Here is a 19,506-nt window from a genome sequence, read left to right as displayed (position 1 = left end):
GGTCCCCACGCTCTGGTGCCGACGCGTTGGGCGCCGACGCGAAAGTACTGAAGCTGCTGAAAAATGTCTGACGAGTGCCGAAGCGGTCCGGCGCTGAAAGTGTCAGGGTCCGATCGTGCCATGCGAGTCTGACAGTTAAGGTCGCAGGCGGCTAAGCAGCGGGACTTATAGGAGAGGTCACAGGGGATGCTCAGGCTGGGCAGGCACGAATTCGACCCGCACGAGCCGGTGATCATGGCCATCGTGAACCGGACCCCCGACTCCTTCTACGACCAGGGAGCCACCTTCCGCGACGAGCCCGCGCTCGCGCGTGTGGACCAGGCGGTGGCCGAGGGCGCCGCCATCATCGACATCGGCGGGGTCAAGGCCGGGCCCGGGGAAGAGGTGACCGCCGAGGAGGAGGCGCGCCGTACGGTCGGTTTCGTCGCCGAGGTGCGGCGGCGGTTCCCGGACGTGATCATCAGCGTCGACACCTGGCGGCACGAGGTCGGGGAGGCGGTCTGCGAGGCGGGGGCGGATCTGCTCAACGACGCGTGGGGTGGCGTGGATCCGCGGCTCGCGGAGGTGGCCGCGCGGTACGGGGTGGGGCTGGTGTGCACCCATGCCGGGGGCGCCGAGCCTCGTACGCGGCCGCATCGGATCGCCTACGACGACGTCGTGGCCGACATTCTGCGGGTGACCGTGGGGCTGGCCGAGCGGGCGGTGGCCCTGGGCGTGCCCCGGGAGTCCGTGTTGATCGACCCCGGGCACGACTTCGGGAAGAACACGCGGCACAGCCTGGAGGCGACGCGGCGGCTGGGCGAGATGGTGGAGACGGGGTGGCCCGTGCTTGTCTCCCTCTCCAACAAGGACTTCGTCGGGGAGACGCTCGACAAGCCGGTGAAGGAGCGGGTGGTGGGGACGTTGGCCACGACGGCGGTGTCGGCGTGGCTGGGGGCACAGGTGTATCGCGTCCACGAGGTCGCCGAGACGCGTCAGGTCCTGGACATGGTGGCGTCGATCGCGGGCCACCGCCCACCGACGGTGGCCCGCCGGGGTCTGGCGTAGTCTTCCTCGCCCCCGCCGCCCCTGCCCTCCCCCAAGCTCTCGGCTGCGCTCGAGCAGGGGGGACGCCCATCGCCTTGGCGGGCCGCTCCGCTAGCGGCCTGCCTCCTTGGAGACCAAGGCGACCGCCTCTTCCACCTCGTCCGTGAGGTGGAAGAGGAGGAGGTCCTTTTCGGCGGCCTTGCCCTGGGCGATCAGGGTGTTCTTGAGCCAGTCGACGAGACCGCCCCAGTACGCCGTGCCGAACAGGACGATCGGGAAGCGGGTGACCTTCTGGGTCTGTACGAGGGTGAGGGCCTCGAAGAGTTCGTCGAGGGTGCCGAGGCCGCCGGGCAGCACCACGAAGCCCTGGGCGTACTTGACGAACATCATCTTGCGGACGAAGAAGTACCGGAAGTTGAGGCCGATGTCGACGTAGGGGTTGAGGCCCTGCTCGAAGGGGAGCTCGATGCCCAGACCGACCGAGATGCCCTTGGCCTCGCAGGCGCCCTTGTTGGCGGCTTCCATCGCGCCGGGCCCGCCGCCCGTGATGACGGCGAAGCCGGCTTCGACCAGGCCTCGGCCGAGCGCGACTCCCGCCTCGTACTCGGGCGAGTCCACCGGCGTACGGGCGGAGCCGAAGACGCTGATCGCGGGCGGGAGTTCGGCGAGCGTGCCGAATCCTTCGATGAACTCCGACTGGATGCGCAGGACCCGCCAGGGGTCGGTGTGCACCCAGTCGGAGGGGCCGCCCGCGTCGAGCAGCCGCTGGTCCGTGGTACTCGCCTGCACTTGACCCCGCCTGCGCAGTACCGGCCCCAGCCGCTGCTCCTCCGGTGGCTGCTTCTTGCCCTCGGGGTTGCCAGTAGCCATGTGCGCTCCCTCCGCTTGCAAGTGGTTCAGACCCAGCGTAGATCTACGCGGGTTACGGAGGGGGGACATGCGCATGTCCGCCGTGCACCGCGAAGGTTCGAGCGGGTCCTCAGGACGTCAGCCAGGCGCGCAGGCGCTCCTCGGCCTCGGGGATCTCCGACGCCCGCACCCGCTCGTCCACCTTGTGGGCGAGGAGCGGCGCGCCGGGCCCGTAGTTCACCGCGGGCACCCCGAGCGCGCTGAAGCGGGCGACGTCCGTCCAGCCGAACTTGGGGCGGGCCTCGCCGCCGACGGCCGTCAGGAAGGCCGCCGCGGCCGGATGGGTCAGGCCGGGCCGGGCCCCGCCGGTGTGGTCGTCGACGATGAACTCGTCGATGTCGCAGTCGGCGAAGAAGTCACGCACGAAGGCCTCGGCCTCCGCCTCGCTGCGGTCGGGCGCGTAGCGGAAGTTGACGACGACGGTGCAGGCGTCGGGGATGACGTTGGTGGCCACGCCCCCTTCGACGCGGACGGCGTTGAGGCCTTCGTGGAACCGGAGGCCGTCCACGACCGGCGTGCGCGGCTCGTAGGCGGCGAGCTTGGCGAGGATCGGGGCCGCCGCGTGGATCGCGTTGGAACCCATCCACGCGCGCGCGGAGTGGGCACGCTCCCCCTTGGTCTTCAGGAGCACCCGTAGCGTGCCCTGGCAGCCGCCCTCCACCTGGCCGTCCGTCGGCTCCAGGAGGATCGCGAAGTCGCCCGCCAGCCAGTCGGGGTGGGCCTCGGCGACGTGCTTCAGGCCGTTCAGGTGGGCGGCGACCTCTTCGTTGTCGTAGAACACGAAGGTGAGGTCGCGGTTGGGTGCGGGGACCGTGGCCGCGATGCGCAGCTGTACGGCGACGCCGGACTTCATGTCGCAGGTGCCGCAGCCCCACAGGACGCCGTCCTCGTCGAGGCGCGAGGGCACGTTGCCGGCGATGGGGACCGTGTCGATGTGGCCGGCGAGGATCACGCGCTCGGCCCGCCCCAGGTTCGTACGCGCCACGACGTTGTTGCCGTACCGGTCGACCGTCAGATGCGGCAGGGCGCGCAGCGCGGTCTCGACGGCGTCCGCGAGCGGCTTCTCGTTGCCGCTCTCCGAGGGGAAGTCGACGAGCCGCGCGGTGAGCTCGGCGGCGTCCAGCGTGAGGTCAAGGGTGGTGTCGGCCATGCCCTCGACCCTAGCGCCCCCTGCTCGGCGCTCCGCCGCACACGAGTTGTCCACAACCCCATACGTCTCCAACCGTCGCCTCCAGTACCTTGTAGGCGTGCCAGAGCCGTCCCCCACTCCTGTCCGGCGCGGCCGCCTCTTCCGTTTCGGGGCAGCCGTCGTAGTCACGCTCGCGCTCGCGGGTTACCTCGCGGTGCAGTACCTCACGGGAGGGACGGGTGCGCCGCGCTGCAGAGTCGTCTCGGGCAAGAGCGACGGCGCGTCGTACGAGTTCACCCCGGAGCAGGCGGTGAACGCGGCGACGATCTCGGCGGTCGGCACCACCCGCGGGCTGCCGGAGCGCGCCGTGGCCATCGCGCTCGCGACCGCGCTCCAGGAGTCGGGACTGCGCAACATCCAGCACGGCGACCGGGACTCGCTCGGCCTGTTCCAGCAGCGCCCCTCGCAGGGCTGGGGCACGACGAAACAGATCATGGACCCGACGTACGCGGCCGGCATCTTCTACGAACACCTGGCCAAGGTGCCGGGCTACACGCGGCTGCCGCTCACCGTCGCCGCGCAGCGCGTGCAGCGCAGCGGCTATCCGCAGGCGTACGCGAAGCACGAGCCGGACGCGACGCTGCTGGCCGCGGCCCTGACCGGCCACGCGGCGGCCACGCTGACCTGCGAGGGCCGCCCGGGTGCGACCCCGGTCGGCGGCCCTGACTCGGTGCGCGCAGCGCTCGTGAGGGACTTCGGGCGTGAGGTGCTGCAGGAGGCGGGAGCCGATGTGAGCACCGCGGGCTCCCCCGCCTCCTCGACGGCTTCGCCGACGCTCGCCCCCTCGCCTAGCGTCTCCGGCCGGACCGTGACCGTGCCCGTGCGCAAGGACCCCACCGGCGCCTCCACCGTTCGCCAGCGCGGCTGGGAGCTGGCGCACTGGGCGGTGGCCAACTCCTCGACGCTGCACATCCAACGGGTCTCCTACGCGGGGCGGGAGTGGACGGCCGGGGAGAGGAACGGCGAGTGGCGTGCGGCGGTCGCCAAGGGCGGTTCGACGACGACGCAGTCCGCCGTCGAGGTCCGCATCGTCACCGCGCAGTAGTACGGGGCCTCACCTGTACGGGGGATGCGCGGCGTGGCGCGTTGCCGCTGCGACCAGGTTTTCGCGTGCTCACTCCGGAATCCGCCGGACCCCTTGAAAACAAAGGGCCGTAAGGATTCGGCAGACTTTCCGACCGGATACTCTTTGCCCGTTTTTATCCACAACTGATAATGCGACGCATTGCCAACTCTTTACGTCGGGCCACCGCAACCTTCGCGGGTCTCGAGCGGTAGTCACTGCGTCCGAGCCCGGAACGATCAACGGGTCGCCCGACAGCCGGTCGGCGGCCGGTCGGTCAACTCCCGGGCACGGGTGGATACTTCACCGTTCTCTTCCGTCTAAGGAGCATCATGTCCCTCCCCCTGACCCGTCGGATCGCCCGTGCCGCGCTGCTCATCGCAGCGGGAGCGGCGCCCGTGGTCGGTGCGGCCGGCTCCGCCAGCGCGGCGGCCGAACTCCCGGCCACCCCCGACCTCGGCGGGCTGACCGCTCTGGACGGCGCGCACGTCGGCAACACGGTCGACGGTGCGACGCAGAACGTCACCGGGCTCGCGGGCGCGACCGGCGGCAACGCCCTGAAGAAGGCCGTCCCGGCCGCGGGCAAGACGGGTGGCAGTGTCGCCAGGACGGCGACGCCGGCCGCGCAGAAGGTGGCCGGGGACGCGGCGGGGCAGGCCGGGGGTCTGCTCGGCGACACCGCGAAGACCGCAGGTGGTGGTCTTCCGACGGACGCGGTGACCAAGGGTGGTCTGCCGACGGGGCAGCTGCCGCTGAAGGGGTTGCCGCTCGGCTAGCCGTCGGGGCCGTACGCATGCTGTAGCTGTACGGAGAAGGGGTCCAGGGATGTTCCCTGGACCCCTTCGTGCGTGTCAGTTCCTGGCGTGCGGGCCGGTGGGGGCGGGGCGCGCCCACGCGGCGGAACAGCACATGTCAGAGCCCCGCGCCCCTGGCGGGGCGCGTCTGAGGAGACGGCCCTAAAGGGGTGCCAGACGCTCTACCGCCGCCGCCACTCGCTCGTCCGTCGCCGTCAGGGCCACGCGGACGAAGTTTTCGCCCGCCTCGCCGTAGAAGTCGCCCGGGGCGACGAGGATGCCCAGTTCGGCCAGGTGGGCGACGGTGTCCCAGCAGGACTCGCCACGGGTGGCCCACAGGTACAGGCTCGCCTCGCTGTGCTCGATACGGAAGCCGTGGCGCAGCAGGGCCTCGCGCAGGGCGGTGCGGCGGGCCGCGTAGCGCTCGCGCTGTTCTCGGACGTGGACGTCGTCCGCGAGGGCGGCGACCACCGCGGCCTGGGTCGGCGCGGACGTCATCATGCCGCCGTGCTTGCGGATCTGGAGCAGGTCCCCGAGGACGGCGGGGTCACCGGCGAGGAACGCGGCGCGGTAGCCGGCCAGGTTCGAGCGCTTCGAGAGCGAGTGGACCGAGACGATCCCCTCGTACGAGCCGCCGCAGACGTCCGGGTGCAGGACCGAGACCGGGTCGACCTCCCAGCCCAGCTCGAGGTAGCACTCGTCGGAGAACACGAGGATGTCGTGCTCACGGGCCCACGCGACGATCCGGGCGAGTTCCGGGGCGGACAGCACCCTGCCCGTCGGGTTCGACGGGGAGTTCAGCCACAGGAGCTTCAGGTCCGTCGGGTCCAGCTCCGTGGGGTCGTCGTAGACCACGTGCTCCGCGCGGGCCAGGCGCGCGCCGACCTCGTACGTCGGATAGGCGAGGCGCGGGTACGCCACCTTGTCGCCGGGGCCCAGGCCCAGCTGGGTGGGGAGCCAGGCGACGAGTTCCTTGGAGCCGACGATCGGGAGCACGTGCTGGTGGGTGATGCCGCGTGCGCCGAGTCGCCGCTCGACCCAGCCGGTGAGCGCGTCGCGCAGTTCGGGCGTGCCCCACACCGTGGGATAGCCCGGCGAGTCCGCGGCCGCGACCAGAGCTTTCTGGATCAGCTCGGGCACCGGGTCGACCGGGGTGCCGACGGACAGGTCGACGATGCCACCCGGATGAGCGGCGGCCGTCGCCTTGAAGGGCTCCAGCTTGTCCCAGGGGAAGACGGGAAGCCGGTCGGAGACTGCGGACACGGGATCGGGCTCACTTTCTCGTTCGTACGACCCGTACACACACGGCCTGCGCGCCTGTGGCCGGTACGGGCCGCTACGGCAAACGCCTCGGCCCCGCACGGCGATCGAGGGGATCGGGCCGTACGGGACCGAGGCGGCGCGTAGGTGCGGCCGCTTACTGGTTCTGCGGCGGCAGCGCTGCGATGAAGGGGTGGTCGCGCTCGATCAGACCGAGCTTGCTGGCGCCGCCGGGCGAGCCGAGCTCGTCGAAGAACTCGACGTTCGCCTTGTAGTAGTCCTTCCACTCTTCCGGAGTGTCGTCTTCGTAGAAGATCGCCTCGACCGGGCACACCGGCTCACAGGCTCCACAGTCGACGCATTCGTCCGGGTGGATGTACAAGGACCGGGAGCCCTCGTAGATGCAGTCGACCGGGCACTCCTCGATGCACGCCTTGTCCTTGACGTCGACACAAGGCTGCGCGATGACGTAGGTCACGCTGTCGTTCCTCCTCGATAGGGCGCTGGCGGGCCTCCGTAGGCTCCGCCGCCTGGCGCGCGGGAGCGCGGCGTCGTCGATGCCCGCACCTAGTATCTCCGTTCCGGGGCGTGATCCATACAGGAGGGGTGAACTGACCTGTGGAAATCTCTGCGGCCGGACGTCTCGAGGTCCGAATCACCGCTGCTGACGTGGGCAAACGTGTCTCTGTTCGGCGGATGATCACAGATATCGAAGGTGCCGCCGGCAGTGAGAAGTTCACTGACACGGTCGGTGTTCTCACATCATGGGACGAGAGTGTGCTGCTGATCACACGGCGCGACGGCGAAGTCGTCCGGATTCCGGAATCCTCACTGGTCGCGGGCAAGGTCGTACCGGCCGCCCCGGCGCGTCGGCGTGGCCCCGCGGCCTCGTACGAGGAGCTGGCGCGGGTCGCGGCGCGGGCCTGGCAGCCGGTGGAGAGCGAGCGGCTCGGCGACTGGGAGCTGCGGGCGGCCTCCGGGTTCACCCGGCGCGCGAATTCCGTGCTGCCGCTCGGCGACCCGGGCGTGCCGCTCGACGAGGCACTGACGTACGTACGCGACTGGTACGCGGCCCGTGACCTGCCCGCCTACGTCCAGACCGCCACCGGGGCCGAGGGCACGCAGGAGGTGCTGTGCGCGGAGCTGGAGGCGCGCGGCTGGGCGCGTGAGGTGAGCGCCGGGCTGTGGATCGGCGCGCTCGCGCCGCTCGCCGACCGTGAGGTCGCAAAGGCCCCCGGGGTGGTCCTCGCCCGCGCGGCCGACGAGGCCTGGCTGGGCCGCTACCAGCGCAAGGGGCTGAGCGAGGTCGCGCTGCACGTCCTGGGCAGCGGGCCCTCGGTGTGGTTCGCGACGGTGCCCGGCGCCGAGGGGGGACCTCCGGCCGCGATCGGGCGGTGCGTCGTCGACGGGCGGTGGGCCGGTTTCGCGGCCGTCGAGGTCGACCCCGCCCAGCGTCGCCGGGGCCTCGCCACCGCCGTCATGGCCGCGCTCGCCCGCCGTGCCCTGGACGAGGGCGCCTCGGCGGCCTGGCTCCAGGTGGAGGCGGACAACGCGGGGGCGCGGGCGCTGTACGCCGGGATGGGCTTCGCGGCGCATCACACGTACCACCACTACCGCGCGCCCGAGACATCCGCCGACGACCGCCGTCGAGCGGCGTGAAGGGGTACCAGACCGCCATGCCTTCCCCCATCCCCCGGAGCCGGAGCGAGCCGCCGAGGTGCGGCGGAGGTTCGCCGAGGAGGCACGGTCCGAACGGCCCGACCTGGCGGCGCTGTGTCTGCTGATCGGGGCGGCGGCGGACGGCACGCTGGACGAGGCGGGGACGGACGCGGCCCAGATCGAACTCGACCGGCTCGCCGGACAGCTGCCGTTCCGGCCCGGTGGGGCGCTGTCCTGGGCGACCGCGCTCGCCGAGCTGCTCGGCGGACGCTGCGGGTTCCGGGGCTCGCCCGGGGACTATCAACGGCTGGAGTCGTCGCTGCTGCACGCGGTGCTGCGGCGGCGGCGCGGGCTGCCCATCCTGCTCTCCGTGGTGTGGATGGAGGTGGCCAGACGGGCCGGCGCGCCGGTGTACGGGGTCGCCCTGCCCGGGCATTTCGTGGTGGGCTTCGGGCCGGCCGAGCAGCAGGTGCTCGCCGATCCCTTCGACGGGGGGCGGGTGCTGAGCGGCTCCGATGCCGAGCTGCTCGTGCAGGGCGCCACCGGGGCGCCTCTCGATCCCTCGATGCTCGTCCCCGCCCCTCCCCTCGACGTGGTCGTGCGGATCCTGAACAACGTCCGGGCGTGGGCGGCGGCGCGGCCGGAGCGGTCGGATGTCGGCCTGTGGGCCGTGGAGTTGGCGCTGCTGTTGCCGTCGCATCCTGCGCGGTTGCGGTACGAGCGGGCTCAGTTGCTGGTGCAGCGGGGAGATTTCCTGGGTGGGGCCGCGGAGTTGGATGCCTACGCCGATGTGGTCGCCGCGGTGGATCCGCCTTCGGCGGAGAAGGTTCGGGGGCAGGCTCGGGCGGCTCGGGCGATGTTGAACTGAGTTCGCCCAAGCGCCGCTCGACTTTGGACACAGGGCGGCTGCGGGTTCGGTTCGGCTGAGCGCGCCCACGCGGCGGAGCCGCCTAATGTCACAGCCCCGCGCCCCTGGCGGGGCGCTTCCCTGCCCTGGATTTTTACAGCCAGCCCTTTTCCCGTGCTATCCGGACCGCCTCCGCGCGATTGCGGGCCGTCAGTTTCTGGATCGCCGTCGAGAGGTAGTTGCGGACCGTGCCCTGGGAGAGGTGGAGGGTGGTGGCCAGTTCGGCGTTGGTGGAACCGTCGGCCGCCGCGCGGAGGACCTCGCGTTCGCGGTCGGTCAGGGGGTTGGCGCCCTCGGCGAGGGCGGCGGCCGCGAGAGTGGGGTCGATGACCCGTTCACCGGCGAGCACCTTGCGGACCGCCGCGGCGAGTTGGGCGGCCGGGGCGTCCTTGACGAGGAAGGCGTCGGCCCCGGACTCCATGGCGCTGCGCAGATAGCCGGGGCGGCCGAAGGTCGTGAGGATGAGCAGTTTGATGCCGGGGAGTTCCTTGTGGACCTCGGCCGCCGCCTCGATGCCCGTCTTGCCCGGCATCTCGATGTCGAGGAGCGCCACATCCACGTCGTGGGCGCGGGCCGCGGCCAGCACCTCGTCGCCGCGCGCCACCTGGGCGACCACCTCGATGTCGGGCTCCAGGCCCAGCAACGCGGCCAGCGCCTCGCGGACCATCGACTGGTCCTCGGCGAGCAGGACCTTGATCGTGCGGCTCATGCACCGGATCCTACGGGGTGATCGGCGGCCTCGAAGGGGGCCTGCGCCGGTACCCGTGCGACCAGTCGGAAGCCGTGCCGCACCCGGCCCGCCTCCAGGGCTCCGCCCGCCTTCTCCAGCCGCTCGGTCAGGCCCGTCAGACCATTGCCGGGACCATGGCCCGAGCCGCCCGAACCGTCGTCCTCCACGCTCAGTTCGAGCATCGGGCCGTCCAGCGTCTGGCGGCGGACGAGCTCCACGGTGCAGCGCCGGGCTCCGCTGTGCCGTACGACATTGGTGACCGCTTCCCGCAGGGCCCAGGCGAGCGCGGACTCATTCTCCTCGGCGACGTCGGTGAGGTCCGGCTCGGCGGGCAGGTCCGCGGTGACGCCCGCCGCCGTCAACGCGACCTGCGCGCCCGCGAGTTCGCCGGACAGCCGGGGGCGCCGGTAGCCGGTGACCGCCTCGCGCACGTCGACGAGGGCCTGTCGGCTGACCTGCTCGATGTCGGCGACCTGCTGGGCCGCCTTCTCCGGGTGGTCGGGGAGCATCCGGCCGGCCAGCTCGCTCTTGAGGGTGATCAGGGAGAGCGAGTGGCCCAGCAGGTCGTGCAGATCGCGGGCCAGGCGCAGGCGCTCCTCGTTCGCGGCCAGTTGGGCGACCGTCGCACGGGCCTCGCGCAGCGCGATCGTCGTGCGGATCAGTTCGCGGACGCCGGTCATGGCGAACCCGCCGAGGAAGGCCGGGATGAGCAGCCCCGCCAGATACGCCTTGCCGCCCGACACGGTCAGGGCGATCCCCGTCAGCACGGCGGAGACGGCCGGGATGGCCCAGCGCGCCATCCGGAGCGGAAGCACCGCGCCGGACGCGATCGAGACGTACACGAACAGGACGAGCCACTCCCGCCCCAGGGTGAAGGAGAGCAGGGCGGCCTCGGCCGCGAGGAGCCCGAGCGAGACGAACACGAAGGGGGTCGTCTCGCCGCGGCCGGTGCGGAAGACCAGCGCCGCGTACCACCCGACGAAGGCCACCAGGCCGAACCAGCCGAGTACGACGACACCGGTGCTGTGCCCGCCGTGCACCAAGTCGCTGACGGGCGCGCTCAGATAGACGAGCCAGATGCCGGTCCAGATGGCCTTGACCATCTTCTGCCTGCGATTCTGCGGGCGTTGCCCGATGCCGGTGCTGCTCACGCCTTCAGCGTGTCCTTCCGGTACAGCCATGCCGCGCCGCCCGCGAAGAGGAGGAAGGAGACAGCGAGGATGGCGAGGTCCTTCGCGTGCGGGGCGTCGCCCAGTTCGATGGATCGCCCGAGGGCAGCGTACGCGTGCGTGGGCAGCCAGGACGCGATCTTCTGGAGCCAGTCGGGAAAGGTGGTCGTGGGCATCCACAGGCCGCCGAGCACCGAGAGCCCGAAGTACAGGATCATCGTGATCGGGCGGACCGCGTCGCCGCTCGCGAGATAGCCGATGGCCACGCCGAGCGCGGCGAAGACAAGGCTGCCGGCCCAGATCGCGCCGGTGAGCGCGAGCCACTGCCAGGCGTCCAGCCGTACGTGCTTCACGGCGGCGGCGACCGCGAAGACGACCACGATCGACGGCAGGCTGATCACGGCGGCGCTGGCGGTCTTCGCCAGGACATAGCCGCGGCCCGGCAGGGTGGTGAGCCTGAGCTGCCGTACCCAGCCGCTCTCGCGCTCCTTCGCGATGCGCTCGCTGTTACCCATCAGGACCGCGGTCAGGGCGCCGAAGGAGGCCATGGAGACCATGAAGAAGGTCGGCAGGGTGAGCCCGGTGCCGTCCACCTTGGTGGTGCTGTCGGCGCTGCCCGCGATCAGCAGGAACAGGGCCGAGGGGTAGACCACCGAGAAGAACAGGAACTTCTTGTTGCGCAGGGCGCGGGTGATCTCGAGCTTGATGAGGCTGTTCACTGCGACTTCGCCTCCTCGGCGGCCGTGATGGCGACGAAGGCCTGCTCGAGCCCGAGCCCGGCGACTTCGAGATTGCGCGGGTAGAGGCCGAGCCCGTACAGCGCGTGTACGGTCGCGTCGGCGTCGGAGGACTGGATGCGGACGGTGTGCCCGGAGACGTCGATCGAGGTCAGGAAGGGCAGGGCGCCCAACGGGGCCTCGTCGATGGGGCCTTCCAGGTCGAAGGCGATACGCCGGGCGCCGGCCTTCGCCTTGATCTCGGCGGCGGTGCCGTCCGCCAGCAGGCGGCCCCGGTGCAGCACGAGGACGCGGTCCGCGATGGCGTCGGCCTCCTCCAGGTAGTGCGTGGCGAACAGGACGGTCCTGCCCTGGTCGGCCTGCTCGCGCATGGTGGCCCAGAAGGCCTGGCGGGCGGAGACGTCCATGCCGGTGGTGGGCTCGTCCAGGACGATCAGGTCGTTGGCGCCGGCGGTGGCGAGCGCGAAGCGGACGCGCTGTTCCTGGCCGCCGGAGAGCTTGTTGACCTTGCGGTCGGCTATCTGCGAGATGCCCGCGCGGGCCAGCACGTCACTGACCTTGTACGGCTTCGGGTGCAGATCGCAGGCCAGCTTCACCAGCTCGCCGACCGTCACCTCGTCCATCAGGCCGCCGCTCTGCAGCATGGCGCCCACCCGGCCGCCGACGATCGCCTCGCGAGGGCTCGCGCCGAACACCCGGACCGCGCCGGTGTCGGCGTGCTTGAGGCCGAGGAGCAGGTCCAGCGTGGTCGACTTGCCGGCCCCGTTGGGACCCAGCAGGGCGACGGTCTCGCCCGGGTGCAGGTCGAGCGTCAGCCCGTCGACGGCCCGTACGTTCCCGTAGCTCTTGCTCACCTGATCGAACCCGACCACCGGGGTGGTGGCGGGCGCCGCTGTTGTCGTCATGGGGACCATCGTGGCCGCGCGGGCCGGGTGCGCGGCAGTGTCGGCGGTCCTGACTGCCGGATGACAGATGTCATGTCGTGCCTGGTGCTGGTCGAACCCTTCGGCACGGTGGCGGCCTCGGTGCGCGTGGAGCGCGTAGGCACATGCCGGCAATTTGGTGGCATGCACGTGCCAAGATAGGTAGTTTGATCGCCGCTCGGCTTGACCCGCCAGGCACCACCACCACAAGGGGGAAACTGTGATGCGCACACTTCTTGCCGGCGCCGCCACCGCCATGGCCGCCGTCGCCGGCCTCGCCTTCGCCGCCCCGGCGCAGGCGGCGCCGTCGGACACGGTCTCGGTCCAGGACATCAACTGCCACGCCAAGGAGAGCGTACGGATCCGGCAGTCGAAGTCGACCAGCTCGACCGCCCTCGGGCTCTTCCCCAAGGGCGCGGGGCAGACTGCGGCGGGGCCTCGGAGGGGGGCACCTACACCGCCTGCGGCCACACCGACGGATACTTCTGGATCGCGATCAACTACCAGGGCGTCAAGGGCTACATAGCCCTGTACTGCATCACGCGTCCGTGACCTCGTGAAGCCCGTGGAGGCCCGTCCTCCCAGGACGGGCCTCCACGCGTGCGCCCTGCGACGACGGAGCCCCTGCCCGGTGCGGGCAGGGGCTCCGTTCATCCGGACGACCAGGGGTCAGCTCACTTTGGTGGCGATGACCCCGACGCGCTCCGCCGGCGTCTTGCCGCGCAGGGCCTTGCCCAGTGCGGTGACGACGTCCTGTGGCGTGACAGCGCGCTTCCCGCTCGCGGTCTGGATCTGCACGCCGTCGAAGGTGGCGCCGTACGCCTTCTTGAGCGCCGTGAGGTCGTACGTCTCCACGAGCTTGCCGTTGACGGCCTTGAAGCCGAGGATCTTCGGCAGTGACAGGGCGCCGAACGGGATGCTGTGTGCCGCGTCGGTCTGAATGGTGACGCGGGCGGACATCGCAGGCTCGGCGAACTCCTTCATCATCCGATCGACCTCGGCGTTCGAGACGGTCGGCTGACGGGTCGTGGTGGCGACCTTCACCGGGGTGGTGGTGCCGCTCTCGACCTGGGCGCGGTACGCGTCCTCGACGGCCTGGGTCGAGGCCGCCACGTCGATGCCCTTGCCCGCCTTGCCGTACACGGCGACGGCCTTGCCGGACTCGAACTTGATGGTGCCGTCACTCGCCGAACCGGAGCCGCTCGCGGTGCGCTCCAGGGCGGCCTGGAGCTTCTCCTCGTCGACGGGCATCGCCGGCTCGACGACGCGCTGCTGACCGAACAGCGAGCCGATCACGGAGACCGGGTTGTAGTCGCTGCCCGCCGCGGCGCGGACCGTGTCCTGGGCGTTGAACTGGAGCCCGGCCTGGTCCGGCTTGAGCGAGACCGTGGTGCCGTCCACCGACAGCTGGAGCGCCTTGTTCATACGGGCCCCGAAGGCGTCGTCGAGCTTCTTGACGGCCTCGTCGCGGGTGCCGCCGCCGATGTCGACGCCGAGCACCGTGGTGCCCTTGGGGACGTCCGAGCGGTTCATCAGCAGCCCCGCGCCGTAGACGCCACCGCCGAGGAACACCACGCCGACGACCAGGAGCGTCAGCTTGCTGCGGCCCTTCTTCTTCGCCGGCTTCTTCGAGGAGGCGGCGGGCTTCGGGGCCGGCTCGGGCGCCTTCGGCGGGGTGTGCGGCAGCGGTCCGTCGGAGTGCGCGCCCGGCCCGAACGGCGAGTTCTGGGCCGGCGGCACGACGGGGATGCCACTGGTCAGGGTGTGCCCGGAGACGTTGTCCACCGGACCGCCGTAGCCCTGGCCGCCCGGATCGGGCGCGGGCTTCTGCGGGGTGAGGATCGCGGTGTCGTCGCTGAGGCCGCCCCCGGGGTACCCCGCGCCGTGCCCGCCGGGGACGCCATGGCCGCCGGGGCCACCGGGGCCACCGGGGCCACCGGGGCCACCGGCCAGGCTGCCCGGAGCCGCGCCCGGGCCGACCGGCGGCACCAACGGGCCGTCGCCGGTGACCGGACCGCCGGTCGGGCCCGCGGGACCGCCCCGGCCGTTCCCCGAGAAGTTCTCCGCGAAGTACGGGAGGTCGTCACGGCGCGGTTCGCCACCGGGCCCTGCAGGGCCACCCGGGCCTCCGGAGCCACCCGGGCCGCCAGGACCACCGGGCCCCCCCGGGCCGTCGCTTCCTATGGCCGGGAACGAGGCCGTGTTGCCCAGCGCCGCGGAGACGTCGAAGGAACCGGTGCCGCCGCCGTGACCGGGGGCCACGGGTCCGGCGCCGGTGGCGCCGGGCAGACCGGCACCGTTCGTACCGCCGTTTCCGGGGCGGGGCGCGTTCGCCCCGCCGGGCCGGGCACCGCCCGCGCCGCCCAGGGGACCGGCACCGTTCGCGCCACCGGGGGCACCCGGACGCGCACCTCCGGTGCCGTTGCCGCCCGGCGCGCCCGCGCCCTGCGGCGCCGCGGGTCCCGTGGGTCCCGAACCGCCGGGCAGACCGGCCCCGTTGGTGGACCCGCCGCCCGGGCCGCCGCCCGGCGCACCGGACTTGCGGGGCGCGAACCAGTCGCTGGTCTTCTCTCTGGCCGGAGCACCGCCCGCGGCGGCGGCTTCGGCCGAGGTCTCGGTGGCCGTGGCCGCTGCCACGGGCGCACTCACGGCACGCTGCGCCTCCGCGGGGGCTCCCGCGGAACCGGCGGACTCGGGGGGCGACTCGGCGTCCCCGACCGGTGTGCGCACGACGACCGGCGGGATGGGCCGCGATCCGGGGATGTTGATCCGGATCCGTGTCGTCAGCGTGGTCTCGGTCTTGCGCTCCTCCGGCGGGGCGCCAGTGGCCGAACGGCCCGCGTCGGCACCGTTCTCGGAAGCCGTGGGGGTCCCGTAGGGGGGCGTCCCCGACGGGTACGCGGCTCCACCGCGCCCGTTGGGCCCGGAGGACGAACTGTCAGTTTCACGACTCAAGGCAGGTTCTCCCGGTTGGCTCCGCCGCCCGTTTACTCGACCTCATCTCGGGCAGCTCGGCGGCGCGCACCACCATACTGGCCGTATTCGGCGCGCAAACCTCGCCCGCCCAGGAAACTCGCACGGGACCCGCACGTGTCCGGTACGGCGAAGTGGGACGTCACTTCCCAAGTCGGACGACGGAGTCGTGCGGTTGCCGCCCCAGACCAAGCGTGGCGCACATCACAGCCACGGCCATCCCGCCGAGCAGGAAGAGGTAGGAACCGAATCCCGCGCCGAAGAAGAAGTCCCCTTCCGGGCGGGTGGAGGTGAGCAGGACGACCGCGATCATCCAGCCCGCGGCGGGCGCGACGGCGCCGGCCCGGGAGCCGGTCGCCCGCGATCCGCCCAGGAAGAGCCCGGCCGCGCCGGCCAGGGCGAGCAGCAACCCGCCCGGGAACCAGGCGGCTTGCACCAGCGTTCCGGCGGCCCCGACCACCGCGCCGAACAGGAAGAGGCCCAGGTGGGCAGCGATCCGCCCGGCCGAGGGCCGCGGCAACGGCTGGGCGAGCGAACTCCCCCGCTGTCCCGACATGCTCATCACGCGTCCGCCCTTCCCTGCTCGCTCCCCGTGGATCTCTGCTCGATCCCCGTGGAACCCTGTTCGATCCCCGCGAAGAGGTCGGTCTCACGACCGGGTCCCGCGCGCTCCCCGCGCACCAACTCGTAGTACTCGGTGGTGAACAGCGGTTGCGCGAGTGCGTTCGACAGCGCGAACCAGGGTTCGGCCACCTCGATCTGGGTGGCGTGCGCCCGCATGGCGGCGGCCTTCGCGGCGGCGTACGCGGTCCCGTCGATCGCGGTGGTGACCACCGTGTCGTCGACCACGCCGGGTACGTCGGCCACGGCGGCGGAGTGCTCGAAGGGCAGTCCGGGCAGGGCCTCGCGCAGCTGCCGGAAGCCCTCCTCGACGACGGAGCGCGGGGCGCGGTTCCAGTAGACCTTGGTGATCTCCCAGGGTGCGCCGAGGTCGGGGCGGGCGGCGGGGTCCGCGGCCCGTTCGACGGCGCGCACGGCGACGCGGTGGGCCTGGATGTGGTCCGGGTGTCCGTAGCCCCCGTCGGGGTCGTAGGTGACGAGCACCTGGGGACGGACCTCGCGGATCACCTCGACCAGGTACTCCGCGGCCTCGTCGACGTCGGCGGACCAGAAGGCGCCCGCGCGGTGGTTCTGCTCCAGGCCCATCATCCCGGAGTCGCCGAAGCGCCCGGGACCGCCGAGGAAGCGGTGGTCGGTGACCCCGAGCTCCTTCATGGCGGCGGCCAGCTCACCGATCCGGTGCGGGCCGAGCCCGCCCTCGCGGTCGGGCGCGAGATGCGCCAGCTCGGGCGGGATGACCTCGCCCTCCTCGCCGAGGGTGCAGGTCACCAGCGTCACATGGGCGCCCTCGGCCGTGTACCTGGCCATGGTCGCGCCATTGTTGATCGACTCGTCGTCCGGGTGCGCGTGCACCAGGAGCAGACGCCGGTCGGGCAGTTCCGTCATGGAACCCACCCTACGAGGCGCCCGGCCCCCGGCCGAGGCGGGCACGGGTCGTGGCGCCGAAGCCCCCGCCAGGGCGTGAGGCTCCCCGTCAGGACGTGAGACTCCCCGTCAGGACGTGAGACTCCCCGTCAGAACTTGAAGCTGCCGATCATGTCCGCGACGTTCGTCGTCAGGTCGCTGATCGTGGGGGCCATCGTCGAAGAGGCGAGATAGAAGCCGAACAGGACACACACGACCGCATGGCCGGCCTTCAACCCGGACTTCCTGACCAGGATGACGACGATGATCGCCAGCAGCACCACCGCCGAAATCGAGAGTGCCACGGCGGCTCACCTCCAAAGATCCCAGGGACATGGGGGGGGTCGGACATGGGGGTCGGTAAATCCATACAGCGGCCAGCGGGTTCATACCCACACACCGCCAGTGATCATAACTATCCATACGCGCGCATCGATCGGCGCACGGCCGCACAAGGGGGCGCATGGCCAATATGGTCAAGGCATGACGACCGAGCCTCTCTCCTTCCCCCGCCGGTACGCCCGGACGCAGCGCTTCACCCTCGGCGCGCCCCGCGCGTTCACCGTCTCCCCGGACGGTTCCCGGGTGGTGTTCCTGAGGTCCTCCTCCGGCACGGACCGGGCGAATCAGCTGTGGGTCCTCGATGTCGCCGAGGGGCAGGAGCGCGTCGCGGCCGACCCGCGGACGCTGCTCGGCGGCGCCACGGAGCGCCTGTCGGCGGCGGAGCGTGCGCGCCGCGAGCGCAGTCGCGAGGGCGGCGCGGGGATCGTCGGCTACGCCACGGACACGGCGGTCGAGCTGGCCTCTTTCGCCTTGTCAGGGCGGCTTTTCACGGCGGAGTTGCGAGCCGGTACGGCACGTGAACTCCGGGTCCCCGGACCGGTGATCGACCCGCGTCCCTCGCCCGACGGACGGCTCGTGGCGTACGTCCGCGGGGGCGCGCTGCGGGTCGTCGGCGCCGAGGGGGACGGCGACCGGGCGCTCGTGGAGCCGGAGTCCGATGCGGATTCGGGGACGGTTTCCTATGGATTGGCCGAGTTCATCGCCGCCGAGGAGATGGGGCGTTCGCGCGGTTTCTGGTGGTCTCCGGAAGGGGACCGGCTGCTGGTCGCGCGGGTCGACGACGCGCCCGTGCGGCGCTGGTGGATTTCCGATCCCGCACAACCGGAACGCGCTCCGCAACAGGTCGGCTACCCGGCCGCCGGAACGGACAATGCGGACGTAAGGCTCTTCGTGGTGGGCCTCGACGGGGTGCGCACGGAAGTGGTGTGGGACCGGGCGCACTACCCGTACCTGGCGCATGTGCACTGGTCAGCGGCAGGCGCGCCGCTGATTCTGGTGCAGGCGCGGGACCAGCGCAGTCAGCTGTTCCTGGCCGTCGACCCGGACACCGGGGCGACCCGGATGGTGCACGCCGACGAAGATCGACAATGGCTGGATCTTTTCCCCGGCGTGCCGTGCTGGAGCCCCGCGGGACAGCTCGTACGGATCGCCGACGAGGGCGGGGCGCGGGTCCTGGCCTTCGGTGAACGCCCGTTCACGGGACCGCAGTTGCATGTGCGCGCGGTGCTGGACGTCTCGGACGACGACGTCCTGATCGCGGCGTCGGCCGGTGAGGCGGCGACCGCCCCGGAGACGGGCGAGGTGCATGTCTACCGCGTCAACGAGCTCGGTGTCGAGCGCCTCTCCCAGGAACCCGGCGTGCACGCGGCGGTGCGCGGCGGGGGCGTGACCGTACTGGTCTCCTCGGTGCCGGACCGGCCGGGAGCCCAGGTGCAGGTGCTGCGGGACGGAAAGCGGGCGGCGACTGTCACGTCGTATGCCGAAAGTCCCGGTCTGTCCCCGCGCGTGACGTTCACCGAGGGGGGCGCACGGAAAATCTCATGCGCCCTGCTTATGCCTACTGACTACGACGGTGTCACTCCCCTCCCCGTCCTCATGGACCCCTACGGCGGTCCGCACGGCCCCCGGGTGCTGGCCGCGCACAACGCGCACCTCACCTCGCAGTGGTTCGCCGACCAGGGCTTCGCGGTGGTCGTCGCCGACGGCCGCGGCACCCCCGGCCGCTCCCCCGCCTGGGAGAAGGCGGTCCGCGACGACTTCACGCTCGCCCTCGACGACCAGATCGACGCGCTGCACGGCCTCGCGGAGAGGTTCCCGCTGGATCTGTCCCGGGTGGCGATCCGGGGCTGGTCGTTCGGCGGCTGGCTCGCGGGGCTCGCCGTGCTGCGCCGCCCCGACGTCTTCCACGCGGGCATCGCGGGCGCCCCGGTCACCGACTGGCGGCTGTACGACACCCACTACACGGAGCGCTACCTCGGTGATCCGGCGACGGCCGCGGAGGCGTACGCGAAGAGCTCGCTGATCACGGACGACGGGCTGTCCGCGCCCGCCGAGCCGCACCGGCCGCTGATGATCGTGCACGGCCTCGCGGACGACAACGTGGTGGTCGCGCACGCCCTGCGGCTCTCCTCGGCGCTCCTGGCCGCGGGCCGCCCGCACGAGGTGCTGCCCCTGTCGGGCGTCACCCACATGACCCCGCAGGAACAGGTCGCGGAGAACCTGCTCCTGCTCCAGGTGGACTTCCTGAAGCGCGCCCTGAAGCTTGCCTGAGCCACGGAAAATCCCACCCGGCACCGCAAC

At 71.8% G+C, this 19,506-nt stretch carries 19 protein-coding genes; 7 read left to right on the top strand and 12 right to left on the bottom strand.

The window, feature by feature from the left end:
• The first annotated feature begins 186 nt into the window (after positions 1–186).
• Positions 187–1,047, top strand: coding sequence for a dihydropteroate synthase (gene folP, locus AAFF41_RS30675; protein WP_054228223.1), 861 nt, complete (start codon positions 187–189; stop codon positions 1,045–1,047).
• A gap of 90 nt (positions 1,048–1,137) precedes the next feature.
• On the opposite strand, the gene AAFF41_RS30670 is transcribed toward folP, so the two are convergent.
• Together AAFF41_RS30670 and dapE are read right to left on the bottom strand one after the other, a co-directional pair.
• Positions 1,138–1,896, bottom strand: coding sequence for an LOG family protein (locus AAFF41_RS30670; RefSeq protein ID WP_319746603.1), 759 nt, complete (start codon positions 1,894–1,896; stop codon positions 1,138–1,140).
• Positions 1,897–2,005: 109 nt separating this feature from the next.
• On the bottom strand, positions 2,006–3,085 hold the full coding sequence (dapE, locus tag AAFF41_RS30665) for a succinyl-diaminopimelate desuccinylase (RefSeq protein WP_319746605.1): 1,080 nt from the start codon (positions 3,083–3,085) through the stop codon (positions 2,006–2,008).
• A 97-nt stretch (positions 3,086–3,182) separates the two neighbouring features.
• On the opposite strand from dapE, the gene AAFF41_RS30660 reads away from it, so the two are divergent.
• Both AAFF41_RS30660 and AAFF41_RS30655 read left to right on the top strand, forming a co-directional pair.
• Positions 3,183–4,169 (top strand): VldE C-terminal domain-containing protein, encoded by a 987-nt coding sequence (locus AAFF41_RS30660; protein WP_343324954.1) that lies wholly within the window; start codon positions 3,183–3,185, stop codon positions 4,167–4,169.
• Between the two features lie 350 nt (positions 4,170–4,519).
• Positions 4,520–4,963, top strand: coding sequence for a hypothetical protein (locus AAFF41_RS30655; protein ID WP_054228227.1), 444 nt, complete (start codon positions 4,520–4,522; stop codon positions 4,961–4,963).
• A 180-nt stretch (positions 4,964–5,143) separates the two neighbouring features.
• On the opposite strand, the gene AAFF41_RS30650 is transcribed toward AAFF41_RS30655, so the two are convergent.
• Positions 5,144–6,244 (bottom strand): bifunctional succinyldiaminopimelate transaminase/glutamate-prephenate aminotransferase, encoded by a 1,101-nt coding sequence (locus AAFF41_RS30650; protein WP_343324953.1) that lies wholly within the window; start codon positions 6,242–6,244, stop codon positions 5,144–5,146.
• A 154-nt stretch (positions 6,245–6,398) separates the two neighbouring features.
• Positions 6,399–6,719 (bottom strand): ferredoxin, encoded by a 321-nt coding sequence (gene fdxA / locus AAFF41_RS30645; protein ID WP_018089397.1) that lies wholly within the window; start codon positions 6,717–6,719, stop codon positions 6,399–6,401.
• A gap of 140 nt (positions 6,720–6,859) precedes the next feature.
• On the opposite strand from fdxA, the gene AAFF41_RS30640 reads away from it, so the two are divergent.
• Together AAFF41_RS30640 and AAFF41_RS30635 are read left to right on the top strand one after the other, a co-directional pair.
• The gene (locus tag AAFF41_RS30640) at positions 6,860–7,900 is read left to right on the top strand and encodes a GNAT family N-acetyltransferase (RefSeq protein WP_343324952.1); all 1,041 of its coding nucleotides are present in this window, start codon (positions 6,860–6,862) and stop codon (positions 7,898–7,900) included.
• Positions 7,901–7,958: 58 nt separating this feature from the next.
• A complete protein-coding gene (locus tag AAFF41_RS30635; protein ID WP_343324951.1) occupies positions 7,959–8,768 on the top strand; it encodes a transglutaminase family protein in 810 nt (269 codons plus the stop codon).
• A gap of 133 nt (positions 8,769–8,901) precedes the next feature.
• On the opposite strand, the gene AAFF41_RS30630 is transcribed toward AAFF41_RS30635, so the two are convergent.
• From AAFF41_RS30630 to AAFF41_RS30615, 4 genes are read right to left on the bottom strand one after another with little or no spacing between them, the layout of a single operon-like run.
• On the bottom strand, positions 8,902–9,516 hold the full coding sequence (locus AAFF41_RS30630) for a response regulator transcription factor (RefSeq protein WP_060901376.1): 615 nt from the start codon (positions 9,514–9,516) through the stop codon (positions 8,902–8,904).
• On the bottom strand, positions 9,513–10,688 hold the full coding sequence (locus tag AAFF41_RS30625) for a sensor histidine kinase (RefSeq protein WP_319746613.1): 1,176 nt from the start codon (positions 10,686–10,688) through the stop codon (positions 9,513–9,515). The genes AAFF41_RS30630 and AAFF41_RS30625 overlap by 4 nt, the downstream gene beginning before the upstream one ends.
• A complete protein-coding gene (locus AAFF41_RS30620; RefSeq protein WP_101400493.1) occupies positions 10,685–11,425 on the bottom strand; it encodes an ABC transporter permease in 741 nt (246 codons plus the stop codon). The genes AAFF41_RS30625 and AAFF41_RS30620 overlap by 4 nt, the downstream gene beginning before the upstream one ends.
• Positions 11,422–12,348: an ABC transporter ATP-binding protein gene (locus AAFF41_RS30615; RefSeq protein ID WP_319746614.1), complete on the bottom strand. Its 927-nt coding sequence runs from the start codon at positions 12,346–12,348 to the stop codon at positions 11,422–11,424. Before AAFF41_RS30615 ends, AAFF41_RS30620 begins: the two co-directional genes overlap by 4 nt.
• Before the next feature lie 241 nt (positions 12,349–12,589).
• On the opposite strand from AAFF41_RS30615, the gene AAFF41_RS30610 reads away from it, so the two are divergent.
• On the top strand, positions 12,590–12,892 hold the full coding sequence (locus tag AAFF41_RS30610) for a hypothetical protein (protein WP_343324950.1): 303 nt from the start codon (positions 12,590–12,592) through the stop codon (positions 12,890–12,892).
• 143 nt (positions 12,893–13,035) lie between these two features.
• Here AAFF41_RS30610 and AAFF41_RS30605 read toward each other — a convergent pair whose 3' ends face one another.
• The 4 genes from AAFF41_RS30605 to AAFF41_RS30590 all read right to left on the bottom strand — a co-directional run bounded on the left by AAFF41_RS30605 (position 13,036) and on the right by AAFF41_RS30590 (position 17,168).
• Positions 13,036–15,321 (bottom strand): peptidoglycan binding domain-containing protein, encoded by a 2,286-nt coding sequence (locus tag AAFF41_RS30605; protein ID WP_343324949.1) that lies wholly within the window; start codon positions 15,319–15,321, stop codon positions 13,036–13,038.
• Between the two features lie 160 nt (positions 15,322–15,481).
• The gene (locus AAFF41_RS30600) at positions 15,482–15,901 is read right to left on the bottom strand and encodes a DUF6113 family protein (RefSeq protein WP_319746621.1); all 420 of its coding nucleotides are present in this window, start codon (positions 15,899–15,901) and stop codon (positions 15,482–15,484) included.
• Positions 15,901–16,845, bottom strand: a complete 945-nt coding sequence (gene mshB, locus AAFF41_RS30595) for an N-acetyl-1-D-myo-inositol-2-amino-2-deoxy-alpha-D-glucopyranoside deacetylase (protein WP_319746623.1) — start codon at positions 16,843–16,845, stop codon at positions 15,901–15,903. Before mshB ends, AAFF41_RS30600 begins: the two co-directional genes overlap by 1 nt.
• Before the next feature lie 128 nt (positions 16,846–16,973).
• On the bottom strand, positions 16,974–17,168 hold the full coding sequence (locus tag AAFF41_RS30590) for a hypothetical protein (protein ID WP_054228237.1): 195 nt from the start codon (positions 17,166–17,168) through the stop codon (positions 16,974–16,976).
• A gap of 178 nt (positions 17,169–17,346) precedes the next feature.
• Here AAFF41_RS30590 and AAFF41_RS30585 point away from each other — a divergent pair, with 178 nt between their 5' ends.
• Positions 17,347–19,476 (top strand): prolyl oligopeptidase family serine peptidase, encoded by a 2,130-nt coding sequence (locus AAFF41_RS30585; RefSeq protein WP_319746625.1) that lies wholly within the window; start codon positions 17,347–17,349, stop codon positions 19,474–19,476.
• Positions 19,477–19,506 lie beyond the last annotated feature (30 nt).

It is taken from the genome of Streptomyces mirabilis (assembly GCF_039503195.1).
GTDB lineage: Bacteria > Actinomycetota > Actinomycetes > Streptomycetales > Streptomycetaceae > Streptomyces > Streptomyces mirabilis_D.
Note: the sequence above shows the minus strand (reverse complement) of the source record. Positions and strands in the feature narration are given on the sequence as shown.